The sequence below is a fragment of the Vibrio sinensis genome (genome assembly GCF_003605645.1).
Lineage (GTDB): Bacteria > Pseudomonadota > Gammaproteobacteria > Enterobacterales > Vibrionaceae > Vibrio > Vibrio sinensis.
The window spans coordinates 23,534-36,517 of the sequence record NZ_QVMU01000020.1 but is presented as its reverse complement, the minus strand read 5'-3'; the positions used below and the strand labels follow the sequence as shown (position 1 = coordinate 36,517).

15 protein-coding genes are annotated in these 12,984 nt (G+C 39.7%); all 15 read left to right on the top strand.

The genetic code is table 11. The features are described from left to right. Positions 1-74 precede the first annotated feature (74 nt). The 15 genes from DZ860_RS17305 to DZ860_RS17235 all read left to right on the top strand — a co-directional run bounded on the left by DZ860_RS17305 (position 75) and on the right by DZ860_RS17235 (position 12,927). A complete protein-coding gene (locus tag DZ860_RS17305) occupies positions 75-284 on the top strand; it encodes a Flp family type IVb pilin (RefSeq protein WP_120033802.1) in 210 nt (69 codons plus the stop codon). Positions 285-321: 37 nt separating this feature from the next. Then, positions 322-768, top strand: a complete 447-nt coding sequence (locus tag DZ860_RS17300; protein WP_243641881.1) for a prepilin peptidase — start codon at positions 322-324, stop codon at positions 766-768. A 9-nt stretch (positions 769-777) separates the two neighbouring features. Next, entirely contained in the window at positions 778-1,572 is a 795-nt protein-coding gene (gene cpaB / locus DZ860_RS17295; RefSeq protein WP_120033800.1) for a Flp pilus assembly protein CpaB, read from the top strand. A 17-nt stretch (positions 1,573-1,589) separates the two neighbouring features. Then, positions 1,590-2,918, top strand: a complete 1,329-nt coding sequence (locus tag DZ860_RS17290; RefSeq protein ID WP_120033798.1) for a type II and III secretion system protein family protein — start codon at positions 1,590-1,592, stop codon at positions 2,916-2,918. Then, positions 2,915-3,418, top strand: coding sequence for a hypothetical protein (locus tag DZ860_RS17285; protein ID WP_120033796.1), 504 nt, complete (start codon positions 2,915-2,917; stop codon positions 3,416-3,418). Before DZ860_RS17290 ends, DZ860_RS17285 begins: the two co-directional genes overlap by 4 nt. 14 nt (positions 3,419-3,432) lie before the next feature. Continuing rightward, entirely contained in the window at positions 3,433-4,662 is a 1,230-nt protein-coding gene (locus DZ860_RS17280; protein WP_120033794.1) for a CpaE/TadZ family protein, read from the top strand. A gap of 15 nt (positions 4,663-4,677) precedes the next feature. Continuing rightward, entirely contained in the window at positions 4,678-5,967 is a 1,290-nt protein-coding gene (locus DZ860_RS17275) for a TadA family conjugal transfer-associated ATPase (RefSeq protein ID WP_120033792.1), read from the top strand. Then, the gene (locus DZ860_RS17270) at positions 5,967-6,887 is read left to right on the top strand and encodes a type II secretion system F family protein (RefSeq protein WP_120033790.1); all 921 of its coding nucleotides are present in this window, start codon (positions 5,967-5,969) and stop codon (positions 6,885-6,887) included. Before DZ860_RS17275 ends, DZ860_RS17270 begins: the two co-directional genes overlap by 1 nt. Then, a complete protein-coding gene (locus DZ860_RS17265; protein ID WP_243641880.1) occupies positions 6,884-7,759 on the top strand; it encodes a type II secretion system F family protein in 876 nt (291 codons plus the stop codon). The genes DZ860_RS17270 and DZ860_RS17265 overlap by 4 nt, the downstream gene beginning before the upstream one ends. Then, positions 7,749-8,570, top strand: a complete 822-nt coding sequence (locus DZ860_RS17260; RefSeq protein WP_120033788.1) for a tetratricopeptide repeat protein — start codon at positions 7,749-7,751, stop codon at positions 8,568-8,570. Before DZ860_RS17265 ends, DZ860_RS17260 begins: the two co-directional genes overlap by 11 nt. A gap of 3 nt (positions 8,571-8,573) precedes the next feature. Next, entirely contained in the window at positions 8,574-9,107 is a 534-nt protein-coding gene (locus DZ860_RS17255; protein ID WP_120033786.1) for a TadE/TadG family type IV pilus assembly protein, read from the top strand. After that, positions 9,088-9,642, top strand: a complete 555-nt coding sequence (gene tadF / locus DZ860_RS17250) for a tight adherence pilus pseudopilin TadF (protein WP_243641879.1) — start codon at positions 9,088-9,090, stop codon at positions 9,640-9,642. The genes DZ860_RS17255 and tadF overlap by 20 nt, the downstream gene beginning before the upstream one ends. 5 nt (positions 9,643-9,647) lie before the next feature. Beyond that, on the top strand, positions 9,648-11,015 hold the full coding sequence (locus tag DZ860_RS17245; RefSeq protein WP_120033782.1) for a TadE/TadG family type IV pilus assembly protein: 1,368 nt from the start codon (positions 9,648-9,650) through the stop codon (positions 11,013-11,015). 14 nt (positions 11,016-11,029) lie between these two features. After that, positions 11,030-11,650: an OmpA family protein gene (locus DZ860_RS17240; protein ID WP_120033780.1), complete on the top strand. Its 621-nt coding sequence runs from the start codon at positions 11,030-11,032 to the stop codon at positions 11,648-11,650. 155 nt (positions 11,651-11,805) lie between these two features. Beyond that, the gene (locus DZ860_RS17235) at positions 11,806-12,927 is read left to right on the top strand and encodes a phosphatase PAP2 family protein (protein WP_243641878.1); all 1,122 of its coding nucleotides are present in this window, start codon (positions 11,806-11,808) and stop codon (positions 12,925-12,927) included. The last annotated feature ends 57 nt before the right edge of the window (positions 12,928-12,984 follow it).

The window sequence follows — 12,984 nt, the reverse complement described above, 5'->3', positions numbered from 1 at the left end:
TAATCGCCACAATTCTAAATTTAATGTGAATTTCAGAATTGCAATTTATACATACCTATTCTTTGGAGTTTATTATGTTTACTGGTCTTTATGTTAAAGCAAAATTATGCACAGAAAATTTTATTAACGATCGTCGTGGTGTTACGGCGATTGAATACGCGATTATTGGCGTGGCTATTTCAGCGATCGTTCTAGTGGTGTTCTCTGGAGAAGAAAATAGCCTGGAATCAGCGTTGAAAGGTGCAGTGAGCACTATCTCTGGTAATATTTCTAAAGCAAATTAATAGAGAAAACGAGCAGCTCAAATTGACGATTTAATTTTTGATTAATACTAGTTTTCTACTGATAGGATGGCTAAGTTTAGCCATCCTATCGATTATTTCAGTAGTAGGTGATGTTCGATATCGAACGATTTCGAATCGAGTATGTGTTGCCATTTTTGTTATTGCTTTTTTAATTAGCTCAGTACCTTACAGTTTTACTTGGATAGCAAAAGCTTCGGCCTTGGTAGTAGTTTGTCTATTGCTCTACCGATTTAATTTCTGGGGTGGGGGCGATCTTAAGCTGTGTCTCGCATTTCTACCTGCAGTTTCAGAGAATTACTTGTTGTTATTCCTTGTTTTAATAGGATTGTCTGGAGGGGTTCTCGCTGGGTTCTACTTATTGTATGGCTATCTAACAGATATGAGCAAGGTATGGAGCAAAGGCTTACCTTACGGAATTCCAGTCTGCCTATCCGGTCTATTATGTGTTGCCGCATCACTCTAAGGACAAAATATGCGTTCGAAGTTGTTCATATTTATCGCCATTATGGCTATTGGTGCCGGATTGTTTGGGGTGTTTTTTCAAAATAAAACACTTCCAACGATCGAAAATAAAATAACGGAAGCGCCGCAGGTTTTTTATAAAATTTATAGAATTTCACAGCCAAAGGTAACTCAAGGTCAAGTGGTTAAAATGAGTGACTTTGAGATTGTTAGTCTCCAAGAGGTTGAAGCGAATAAGCTTGGAATCAACAGCGATGCTTTATTTGAATATGAGCCGGGTTCAGTTTATCGAAACGACATGCTTCAAGACCAAACCGTTTACCCATCGAACCTGATCCCACCATCAAGCCCAGAATATATCGATTTGATCATCTCGAAAAATAATGTGCCTTATCCGGTTAAAGTGTCACCAGACTCAATCGTTGGTGGGATTATATCTGCTGGAACTCATGTCGATGTGTTGGCTTTAACAGGAGTTGGTGGCTTTGATTCAGAATTAAGTGAGAGAAAAAAACAGACAATTTCTTTAACGGCGGTTCTCACTAATATCAAAGTACTTAAAGTTGAGAAAAGAGAAATCAAGAGCGGTTCTGCTAACAAAAATCAGTTGGAGAATTATCTGATTTTAGAGTTAGACCGAAAGCAAGTCGCGGTATTAACGATTGCGAAGAAAATATCACAAATCGAAATTCATAAATCGATTGGTAATTACAAGCCAAGCGAAATACAAGCAGATTCGGGTGATGTTTTACCTGACTTTAAAGCCATTAAAGAGTTAAGAGCTGCAAATATTGTTGTAAATTAACGGTAAGGATTACTCACATGCAACGCTTGTTTACGAGCCTTTTTAGCCTAATGTTCAGTTTTCTTGCATTCTCAGTCAGTGCAAGTGGCTCAATCTATTTGATGGAAGGGGAAGCAAAACCGGTAGTAACCAGTCAAGCTATCGATACGGTCTTTATCTCTGATCCTAGTGTGGCTGATTATCAGGTTATCGACCGAACCAAGATTGTTGTCTTTGGTAAAAAAATTGGTACCACAAGTTTAATGTTGTTTGATGAGAATGCTCAAACCTTAGTAAGTAAGAAACTAGTGGTAAACCAAAGCTTTGACGAAATTATTCAGCAAGTGCGTCTGCATTTTCCTCGCTCTAATGTCACAGTGAGCAATATCGGTAAGCAAGTCGTATTGAAAGGTACTGTGGCTACGGCGGCAGAGAAAGACGGTATTAATGATTTAGTTGGCGAATTGCTGTCGAAAGATGTCGAAAAAACCACTCATGTCTGGACTAAAGATGAGGGTGAAGATGAAGTCATTGACTTTATGACTAAGCGTAAATACGCAGGAATCGTCAATCAAATTGAAATCGCAATGACAAAACAGGTCAATGTTAAGCTTTCAATTGCAGAAGTTTCTCAAAGTTTCATGGAAAATTTTGGTGTTCAGTACGGTTCTGCTGGCCGCACCGCGGGTGTTTTTGTTAATCCTATTTTTGATTTTAGTGCGAATGATTTGCTAGCAACTATAACGGCAGTTGGGGATGACTCGATTGGACAAATTCTTGCCGAACCGAATCTTTCCGTTATCTCTGGTGAGAGCGCTTCATTCTTAGTTGGTGGTGAAATTCCCGTCGTAACAGTGGTTGATGGCGGCACCAACGTACAGTTTAAAGAGTTTGGTATTCGTCTCGATATGGTGGCTAAAGTACTTCGTGATGACAAAATTAAGTTGTCGCTGCAGCCGGAAGTCAGCTCACTTGATACACAGTATGCTGATGAGTTGTTTAGTCTACCTGCATTGAAAACTCGTCGTGCGAAAACGACGATTGAATTAGGTAATGGACAAAGCTTCGTTCTTGCTGGTTTGCTCAGTTCTGAAGATGTCGAATTATTGAGAAAGGTGCCTTACATCGGTGATATTCCAATTCTTGGCTCGCTATTTCGTCATACCGAAACTTCACGTAATAAAACAGAGTTGGTGATAGTGGCAACGGTGAATTTAGTGAAACCGGTAGAGCCAAGTCAGGTTCAACTTCCCTCAATGATTCGAACTTATAACTTATCTCGTTATTTAGGCATATCGAATGATTATACGCCGCTCGTTGAGCAGCGTGCTCACGATATTTTGGCAACAGGAGGGTTTAAGAAATGATGCGATTTATTACGCTAGCTTTGATGACATTCTTGATTCTAGGGTGTGCACCATTGGCCCCTGAAAACTCTGGGGTTACTGTCGACGTTTATCCAGTTCGTTATGAAATGTCACTGATGTTAAATAAGAAAAAAATGAAAGCGGCTCAGCAAGAGTGGCAACGTTTTAGCAAGCAGCATCAAGATCTTTTGCTAACTCAATCTGTGACGTTCTTTTATGCCAATAGTACCGGTAAGAATAAGGCAATAGATTGGCGCAACGCGTTAATTAAACGCGGAGCGGAAAGAGATAATGTTTTTTTGGAAGAGAAAAAAGATCTCAACAAATTTGATATGCGAGTTCAAATACTCTCATACAAAACAGTCACCCCTATATGTAATCCAATGATTGTTGGTCACTTTCAAAAACAACCCATGGGATGTGCTGTTAACAGCAACCTTTGGCATTCAATGACACACCCACAGGATGCGTTGGGTAGCACCAATCAACTCCAAGACTAATCGGGAAGTGGTAAATGTTAGATATTTTAGACTCTCTAAATAAAGTTGAAAAAAAGTCAAAAGAGATCATTAGTTTCTCTTGTGTCGCATTTACGCAAACTCAAGAGTGCCGTTTATTAATTGAGAATGCTTTCCGGTTTGAGGGGATCCCTTTACCTAGCTTTGTGACTAATAAAGATGCGGATATCCAATCTTACGTTAGAGAAGCGAACGTCGAAATTGCTCTGGTTGAATTAAATCAGTCGCAAAATGTAACCGAAGATATGCGTCGGATCAGTCATTTACTCCCAAATAGTGCCTCTGTGATTGTTATTGGTCAGGAAGATGCGATTTCGACGATCCGAAATTTAAAAGAGATGGGTTTTTATTATCTTTTTTGGCCAGTATCTAAAGAAGAGCTAATTGAATTCGTAAAGAATGTCCGTAATAACCGCCAAAGAGAGCAAGGCTTAGGTAAAAAACGTGTCGCAAAAAACATTTCAGTCTGGGGCTGCAAAGGTGGCGTTGGTACGTCCGTTATTGCGACAGAGATAGTATTTGGTCTGGCGGATAAGCATCATGCCAAGTGCCTTTTGGTTGATCACGACTACTATGCCAGTAACTTGGACATTTTGTTGAAGCTTGATGGCTTTGAAAAAAAACCAGCGACGATATCTGGGATTGGTAATGATCTTGATGAGACTTATGCGTTGAGTATGACGCGAAAAGTCAACGATTTGTTATCGTTACTCTCAGTCGGTTCAGACGTCCATCAAACTCATGAATTGAAAGAGTATACGCGCTCATTAGAAGAACTATTGGCCGAACAACATAACTTTATTGTTGAAGATATGTCGAAAAGTTGCCAGACCAATATTGATTATCAATATCTGACTGAAAAAATTGATACCGCGGTTTTGGTGTTTACACCGATTGTTTCAAGTGTTCGTCAACTTAAAAAGGTGCTCGAACTGCTTGATAAGCAGAGTAAAAATACACGTAAAATTATCGTGTTAAATCATATTCAACCAACTAAGGCCGAGCCGCTTTCTAATAAAGAAATCGAAGTGGTTTTAGAACGAAAGATAGATGTAGAAATCCCTTTTGAACCGAGCATGTTAAAGCATGTGCTGGATGGTGGGTCATTGTTCAATTCTCGTTTACCCATTGCTCGACCTATTTTACAACTGATTTCCATGATTCTAGGTGAAAGTATTAAGCCAAGAAAAACGGGTATTGCAGCTTGGTTTTCACGTAAGCGTTAGGTTTAGAGGTTATTCATGGTTCAACACCAGTCGCGTAGTATTTTTATTGTCTTACGTCAGCAAATATATGATGCCCTTGAAGCTGATGTCGTTAACACACTGACAAGAGAGCAACTGACAGATCAAATCACGACGGCGATTGACGTATTGATTGAGCGTCAAGATTATTCTGTCGCAACCGTTGTTCGACGTGAATATGTCAAGAGCCTGATTGATGAATTACTTGGCCTAGGTCCATTACAACCACTAATGGATGACGAAAGCATCTCTGACATTATGATTAATGGGCATAACAATGTCTTTATTGAACGTAATGGTTTGGTAGAAAAATCATCCATTACTTTTATTGATGAAGACCAACTGCTTCAAATCGCAAAACGCATTGCTGCACGTGTTGGTCGCCGTGTTGATGATTCATCACCGACCTGTGATGCCCGTTTGCAAGACGGCAGCCGTGTCAATATTGTTATTCCTCCCATTGCCATTGATGGGACATCGGTATCAATACGTAAGTTTAAAAAACAGAGTATCGATTTTGAACAGCTGGTTGGGTTTGGCGCTATGAGCCCAGAGATGGCAAAAGTGCTGATGATTGTGGCTCGTTGTCGTTTGAATATCCTGATCTCTGGTGGTACCGGCTCAGGGAAAACCACCATGCTCAATGCCCTTTCTCAATTTATTTCAGAGAAAGAACGTATTGTGACGATTGAGGATGCGGCAGAACTTAAGTTACTTCAGCCCCACGTGGTGCGATTGGAAACACGAACCTCAGGTATTGAAGGAACAGGGGCTATTGATCAAAGAAATCTAGTGATTAACTCTCTTCGTATGCGTCCAGACCGAATTATTGTCGGGGAGTGTCGTGGTGGTGAAGCATTTGAAATGTTGCAAGCAATGAACACCGGACATGATGGTTCTATGTCGACATTACACGCGAACACGCCCAGGGATGCGTTAGCTCGTGTTGAAGCTATGGTGATGATGGCAAACAGCAATCTCCCACTCGAGGCCATTCGTCGAACCATTGTTAGTGCGGTAGATTTAGTGATTCAAATTAGTCGCTTACACGATGGGTCCAGAAAAGTAATGAGCATATCCGAAGTCGTTGGCTTGGAGGGTTCTAGTGTTGTGATGGAAGAGATTTTTCGCTTTGAGCCTGCTCCGATTAGGGAAGGTGACGATAAAATTACCGGCAATTTCTTATCCTCAGGATTAATGAAACGTTCTGTTCTAGTCGAAAAAGCACGCTTTTTTGGTCTAGAAGGGAATTTGAACTCAATTTTTGGCTTCTCAGGAGCTGACTAATGGCATGGCTGAGTTTAATTTTTGGTGGATTGCTACTGTTATATGTAGCTACGCCTAAATATAAAAAGACCACGAAACGTTACCTCAAGCAAATGAAGTTAGGGGAGTCGACTCGCGATCTTGGGCAAGGTAAAGCGATTAACCTAAATTCGTTATCTAATGAAACATGGCGACAAAAAGTGCTGCGCTTGGCTCGTAATGTAAATAGACAGCTTGGTTCTGGAGCTGTTATTAAGTTAATTGCTTTTATTGCTCTACTCGGCTTTTTGTCTATTTATATCAATAATAATTTTGTGCGTACTCACCTTTGGGCTGTCGTGCTTTTAATTGAGATAGCCGGTTTGTATCTGGGGTACGTTTGGCTACAAAATCGTGAAAGAGCCGCATTTGATAGTGCTTTTCCAGATGCCCTAAATATGCTGACGAGTGCCGTGAGTTCAGGTGAGAGTTTGACTCATGCAATTGTTTATGTAGGGAAAACCTTAGATGGTGAAGTAGGCGCTGAGTTTAAGCTCATGGGCGAGCGGTTGCAAATGGGAGAATCACCTGACGCGGTTTTCCGTAAAGCTTGTAAGCGTTTTCCATTTCCATCGTTTTACTTTTTTATCATTACTATGCGTGCAAATATGCAACGAGGTGGTCAGCTTAAGGATGTCATGTCACGCCTTAATCGACTAATGTTTGACGCCAGGGCTGTAGATAAAAAGAAATATGCTTTAACGGCTGAGGCTCGCGCATCTGCAAAAATTGTAGGTGCAATACCCTTTATTTTCTTGTTTTTGTTGCAGTTTCTTAGCCCGGAAAACTATGAGTACGTCATGTTTAATCCAGATGGTCGCTATATCTTATATTATGTGATCGTGAGTGAGTGTATCGGTATGTTTATCGTGTGGCGACTGATGAAGGGGGTGGAAGCGTGATTGGACAATCATCTGTTATTGCACTGTGCTTCATTTTCTTTGGTGTGGCCTTATTATTGGTTTCTTTGCGTAAAGAGAAACAGCGTAAATATATAAACAAATACCTAGCACCAAAAAGTAAAGATAAAGAGCCTGAGAAATTTATCGATTGGTTAGATAACGCGATACCAAATGTACTTGCGGCCAATAATGCAGAGGTTACTCAAAAGCTCTCAGATGCTGGGGTTTATTCGTTTAAATATGCACATCTATATTTACCATTAAAGTTTGCGGTACTTTTTATTGGTGGCGGTATCATTACTTTTATGAGTTATGAAACCGTGGAACCCATGACGCTTATCGCGATTATGTCAATCTGGGTCATTCTAATATTGATTGTGCCTGACTCGGTCTTGGATTCTAGAGTCAAAAAATATCGCTCTGATATGACTCGTCAATTGCCCTATTTGATCGACTTATTAGCAGTATGTGTACAAACCGGGATGACGATTGAATCATCCATGGCGTATTTGGCTTCAGAAATGAAAAGCTTTGATCCTAAGTTAGCTCGACTTTTGGAACGAACTAACGAACGCGCACATATTGTGGGGTTGGATAAAGCGTTAGATGAGCTTTATGCGCATATTCCGACGCCAGAGATGCGCAGTTTTGTGATGACATTAAAACAGAGTCTGCAATATGGCTCTTCGATATACATGACTTTGACAACCTTATCTTCTGATATTCGAAAGGTCACCATGCTGCATATTGAAGAAAAAATTGGTCAATTGGCGGCTAAAATGTCTATTCCTTTGATTCTGTTTATCATGATCCCGATTGTGATATTAATTGCCGTACCAGGTGTGATGAGGATGTTTGCCGGTGATTATTAAAAACCGTCGTTTTTTATCAATATTGTTACTTGTTTTGATTCAAGGGTGCGTCACATCGGGCGCTATACCTCAATCTAAATCGGCCCCACTTAATGTTGAGACACAAGAAAAAATATTGTTGGCAGCGAACAACCAAGTGGGGCTTATCGAGTTCTATAAGAGCCACCTTAAAGAGAGAGAATCGACAGAGTTTCGTCAAAAACTAGCCAAAACGTATTTGAGTAACTTAGATCCTGAATCGGCTCTATTTACTATTCGTCCTCTGATAGATAAGCCGAATACCTCTTTGGAAAGCGATATTATCGCCAGTAAAGCCTATATGGATATGGGGGACTACCAAAATGCTGAAGCGATTCTTATTGCAGCGTTGCCAGGTGAACAACGCAGCGGTGAAGTTGCCAATTTACTCGGTATTATTTACGCAGAGCAGGGTGAGTTAGCTAAAGCTCGAACAATGTTTGAGTCCGCTCGAACAAGTTTTTATGACGATATCAAAGTGAAGAACAACCTAGCCTTGTTGGATATGCTCGAGGGCGATAATTTGCAAGCACTACAGCGTTTGGCGGTCTTGTTGTCTGATGAGCAAACTGATCCACAGTTAAAAGCGAACTTGATGCTAATAATGGCAAAAAATGGTCAAAGAGAGTTTGTTTTTGATGGTTTGGATAAATCATTAACTGAAACACAGGCCGAGCAGATTTATCAAGCTTTAAAGAGCAGTTCAGTTTTATCTCTTAATTCAAATAAAGAAGCGTTATCTAAGAGAGATAAAACTATAGCTCCCGTGGCCAATGGAACGGTTGTGGAGTAATTGATGAAACGAATCAAAAGTAAGCAGCGAGGGGTTGCAATGATTGAGTTTGTCATGGGCTTCATGCTGTTTTGGTGGATGTGTATGGCCTGGGTTGAAATCAGTTATATGTCGTATATATCGGCAGTTTCAGATCTGGCAGTGAGCGAAGCTTCTCGTTCGACTCGGCTTGATGATTCCGTTGAAGAAGTTTGTACAGGTAATAACTGTTCGAGTAGTTATTCTGAACAATTTCGTAACGCGTTGAATAAGAGTGATTCTTTATGGGCTCAATTTATTGATCCGGCTAAATTTGTTTTTTCGATCCAGTATTTAAAAACACCCACAGATTTAGAACAATTGAATGATGACTATTGTCCTATTGCTGAGGGGGAGTCAGAAAGTGAGTGTGGTACCGCTAAAGATAGTGCGATTGCTATTTATCGAATTAACTATAAACATTCGCCAATGTTTAATTATTTTATTAATGAAGACCAATTATTTTCTCGTGAAGTGATCGTGATACAGGAGTATGAACGTGACAAATTCAGCTATTAAGCAGAGAGGGAATTTTACCGTTGAGTTTGCCATTATTGGCCTTGTGTTTAGCTTATTATTTGTATTTAGCGGTGATGTGATTATCAAGTTATCTTATAAAGGTAAGCTTGACCGTCTCTCTTATTCAATGGTCGATATCATCAAAGAGCGCACTCAACTTTATGATGAAAACTATGAGTTAACTGAAAATAACGTCAATACGGTTATTAACATTGCTCGCTCATCGCTAGCAAGAACCATCAGTCAGTTTGACGCGAAAAAATTTGGGTACTTAGTAGAAGCTGTCACATTTGATTCGCGACAATTTCCCACGTATCGAGTTTTTCCTTATGCCGGTGGTACTTCAATTGGACTGCAATGCACAGCCCATCAACCACTTAATGAAATGACGCATTTGTCAAAAATTACCACATGGGGGCGACGATCGACCTTGTATCGAGTCACTCTTTGCTATGACACGGATAACTGGATTGGTGATCTTCTTGGAATGGAGTTTTCTCGCGTTCAATCTCATGCCGTGATTATTGGGAGGTAAGGAAAATGACAGTTAAACGTTATCAGAAAGGTCATGCCTCTATTTTATTTGCGATGGTCATTCCTGTGCTGTTTGGTGTTTTTATGCTAGGTAGCGATGGTGCCCGAGCATTGCAACAAAAAGCACGTTTACAAGATGCGACAGAAGCTGCGGCTTTGGCGATCTCTGCTCATGCAGACCAAAATGAGTCAGAAGGCGAGGGTAATTTAGGCAGTGAAGTGAATAGGAAAATTGCAACAGACTTTATATCGGCCTATTTCCCTGAAGAAAAGATAAACACGCCTGCTGATCTCAGTAACTTAAAGATCATCAGGAAAAGTTGTGAACAAGTACCAGACTGCACCCCGGATGGACATCGTTTTTTCCAATATGATATTCAAGTTTCATTGAAATATGATGCTTGGTTCCCGGGTAACGATGTCATTGTTGGTTTTGGTGATGAAATCGAAGTGGCAGGGGCAAGTACCGCTCGAAAATACCAAAGTAATTCTATTGACGTGGTTCTTGCTGCGGATTTTTCTGGTTCTATGGATAAGCCATGGGGAGGCGGTTCTCGAGCTAAATATAAAGATTTACTTGATATTATTGAAGATGTGGCGATTGAATTGGATAATTTTAATGATTTAAAAATACCCGATAAAATTAATACCATAGGAATTGCTCCCTATAGCCACTATGCTCGGAGAAAAGAAGATAAAAAAAATTGCCCACAAAATTACACAGTGATAAATGGAATAGGTAATGTAGAACATCTACGTTTTAATTATAATAATGGTCAAGTTAATTATTTAAATACTATCTATGATTTGAAATCGATGAGTTACGCTAATGACAGTCGGTGTGCGGTTGATACGAGCAATACAAGAGGAGCAAATTTTTATAGCATCTCATTAACCGATGATATTCTGCCAGGTAATAGTAATAATGCATTCACTTCTCAAATTAAAAAATTTAAACCTCTAGGAGGGACGGCATCTTATCTCGGTTTGATAGAAGCCTATAAAATATTAAAAACTGGCTCTAACAAGAAAAAGCTATTAGTCATTTTATCCGATGGCGTAGATAGTGCTGAGCATACCCCGATTGGGCAAAAAGGCCCTCAAGGTACACGCTATTCTAGTCGAACTTATGAAACGATCGGAAAGAAGCTAGTCATGGAAAATGGACTATGTGAAATAATTAAGAATGATTTATCAGAAAATGGCATTGAAACTACTATGTATGTTATCGGTTTTGATTATGAACAGGGAGACACGAATATCGCTCTTGATAGGTGTGTAGGCCCAGATAATGTCCTTTATGCTGAAAACAAACAAGAAATTCTCAATAAAATACTATCCCTGATTGCAGAAGAAATCGGGCATCTTAAATAGATTAAGGAATATTTATGACAAGTCGGTTAGTCAACGCCTCAGGGGTGATGTTGTGTTTATTTTCTACTTTATCCTACGCACAAGTTGATAATGATAAGTTAATCACGGTATGTGGAAAGCCTAACGTAAGCATCAAGCAAGAAGTAACGATTGATAGTTCAACACAAGTTTCGTTATTGCAAGGTGGCGCTCTGAGAGTTGAGTCAAAAGGAGGCCTTCCGCCAGAGCAGGTATTAGCCTCAGAAATGCAAAATTTGGGTATTCAGAAAGAGTGTGTCGAGTACTTTGTCTCTCAAGGTGCGTTAAATGCTGTTGATGGTCGAGTGTACTTTGATTTTGCCAGTGCCCGACTCACCCCGACGTCGGTTGCAATATTAGACTCTTTAATTGAAAAAATTCGCTTATCGCCAAAGCAAATTGAGTTAAAAGGGCATACCGATTCGATTGGATCGAAAGGTTATAATTTTTCTCTCGGTTTGAAACGTGCTGAATCGGTACAAGAGTACTTAGTGGATCAGAGTGTGGATAAAGAGAAAGTGAAAGTGACTAGTTTTGGTGAAACTAAGCCTATCGCTTCGAATAATGATGCGAAAGGGCGAGAGAAAAATCGCCGAGTGGAAATTGGAACTTTATAGTTCAGTTAATCCAAAGTAAGGTGTCATAAGTAATTAACTATAGCCGATACAAGAGTATGTTGTATTGGCTATTTACACATGTTTTCGCCCTGAAATAAAAAACATTAATAACTATAACTATAACTATAACTAAGTGAGCGAGTTGGCGTGATTATATGGGAAGAATTCTAGAATTTAAATGGTATAGTAGTCTAAAAAAAGAGGGGAAAGACATTGCTAGTTATATAAAGTGTGATTTTTTCCTCTATATTATAATGGGTGTGGTCGTATTAGGTGTTGCTTTATTTGCATATCTACATGGACACACTAGTCGCCTTTCTCTATTTTCTTATATGTCTGGGGTTATTCTTGTAGTACCTGTTTCAATCATGATTTCGGCAACGATTTATTTTTTTGTTTTGGCTTGTAGAAGAGAGCCTAGGCCGCTTCTATGTTATAGGAATAAGCTACTAGCTATATATGAATGCCGAGCTAGAATTATAGCGTCTTTTTTTCTGCTAACAGCGTTAAGTTTAGTTATTTCTAGCTTCTCTACGATGAAAGGTTTAATTCCATTGGTTAAGCCTTTTCAGTATGACACTTTGTTCTATGAGATGGATTTATGGTTTTTCTTTGGTCACTCTCCATGGGAATTAGTTCATAGCGTCTTTGATTCCCCATATCACATCATGATACTTAATTGCTTCTATAATGTGTGGTTTCTTCTGCTATGGGGCTGTTTGTGTTATTTCTTGCTCGCTCCCCCAAGTAATAATCGCACACAAGCCATTCTGAGTTGGATACTATGCTGGTTTTTTATTGGTACTATAATGGCAATGCTTTTGTCATCGGCAGGGCCTGCATTCTTAGAAAATCTTGAACCTAGCAATCAGACTTATGCTGAACTGATGGAGCGACTTAAAAATCATGACATATGGCTTAAGGAGCAAGGTTCTTTCGGAATATTTGCAGTGCAAACTCAAGAAAACTTGTGGCAAGCATATATCCAAGATAAAGAGATGCTAGGTAGTGGTATTTCAGCGATGCCAAGTATGCATGTTTCGATTGCGACACAAATGGCTTTAAGTGTTAGTAGCGTAAATAGAAAGTTGGGCTGGTTTTTCTGGGTTTATCTAGTCATTATTTTTATTGGGTCTTTTGCACTTGGTTGGCACTATGCAGTTGATGGCTTAGTAAGTATCCCATTAACGTGTTTGATTTGGTATTTATCGGGAAAATTGGCACGGCGCCAGTGGACGAGATCTTCAGAGATTCGTATCGAACCTAACTATTCATAGACTTGTGGCTATTGAAAAAGGGATGCATAGCATCCCTTTTGGGGGGCAATATCATCA

Excerpts from the sequence above, each read along its gene's own strand:
- DZ860_RS17245 (WP_120033782.1), top strand. The coding sequence starts at position 9,648 with ATGACAGTTAAACGTTATCAGAAAGGTCATGCCTCTATTTTATTTGCG.
- DZ860_RS17235 (WP_243641878.1), top strand. The coding sequence starts at position 11,806 with ATGGGAAGAATTCTAGAATTTAAATGGTATAGTAGTCTAAAAAAAGAG.
- DZ860_RS17290 (WP_120033798.1), top strand. The coding sequence starts at position 1,590 with ATGCAACGCTTGTTTACGAGCCTTTTTAGCCTAATGTTCAGTTTTCTT.
- DZ860_RS17305 (WP_120033802.1), top strand. The coding sequence starts at position 75 with ATGTTTACTGGTCTTTATGTTAAAGCAAAATTATGCACAGAAAATTTT.
- DZ860_RS17275 (WP_120033792.1), top strand. The coding sequence starts at position 4,678 with ATGGTTCAACACCAGTCGCGTAGTATTTTTATTGTCTTACGTCAGCAA.
- DZ860_RS17280 (WP_120033794.1), top strand. The coding sequence starts at position 3,433 with ATGTTAGATATTTTAGACTCTCTAAATAAAGTTGAAAAAAAGTCAAAA.
- DZ860_RS17270 (WP_120033790.1), top strand. The coding sequence starts at position 5,967 with ATGGCATGGCTGAGTTTAATTTTTGGTGGATTGCTACTGTTATATGTA.
- cpaB (WP_120033800.1), top strand. The coding sequence starts at position 778 with ATGCGTTCGAAGTTGTTCATATTTATCGCCATTATGGCTATTGGTGCC.
- DZ860_RS17255 (WP_120033786.1), top strand. The coding sequence starts at position 8,574 with ATGAAACGAATCAAAAGTAAGCAGCGAGGGGTTGCAATGATTGAGTTT.
- DZ860_RS17240 (WP_120033780.1), top strand. The coding sequence starts at position 11,030 with ATGACAAGTCGGTTAGTCAACGCCTCAGGGGTGATGTTGTGTTTATTT.
- DZ860_RS17285 (WP_120033796.1), top strand. The coding sequence starts at position 2,915 with ATGATGCGATTTATTACGCTAGCTTTGATGACATTCTTGATTCTAGGG.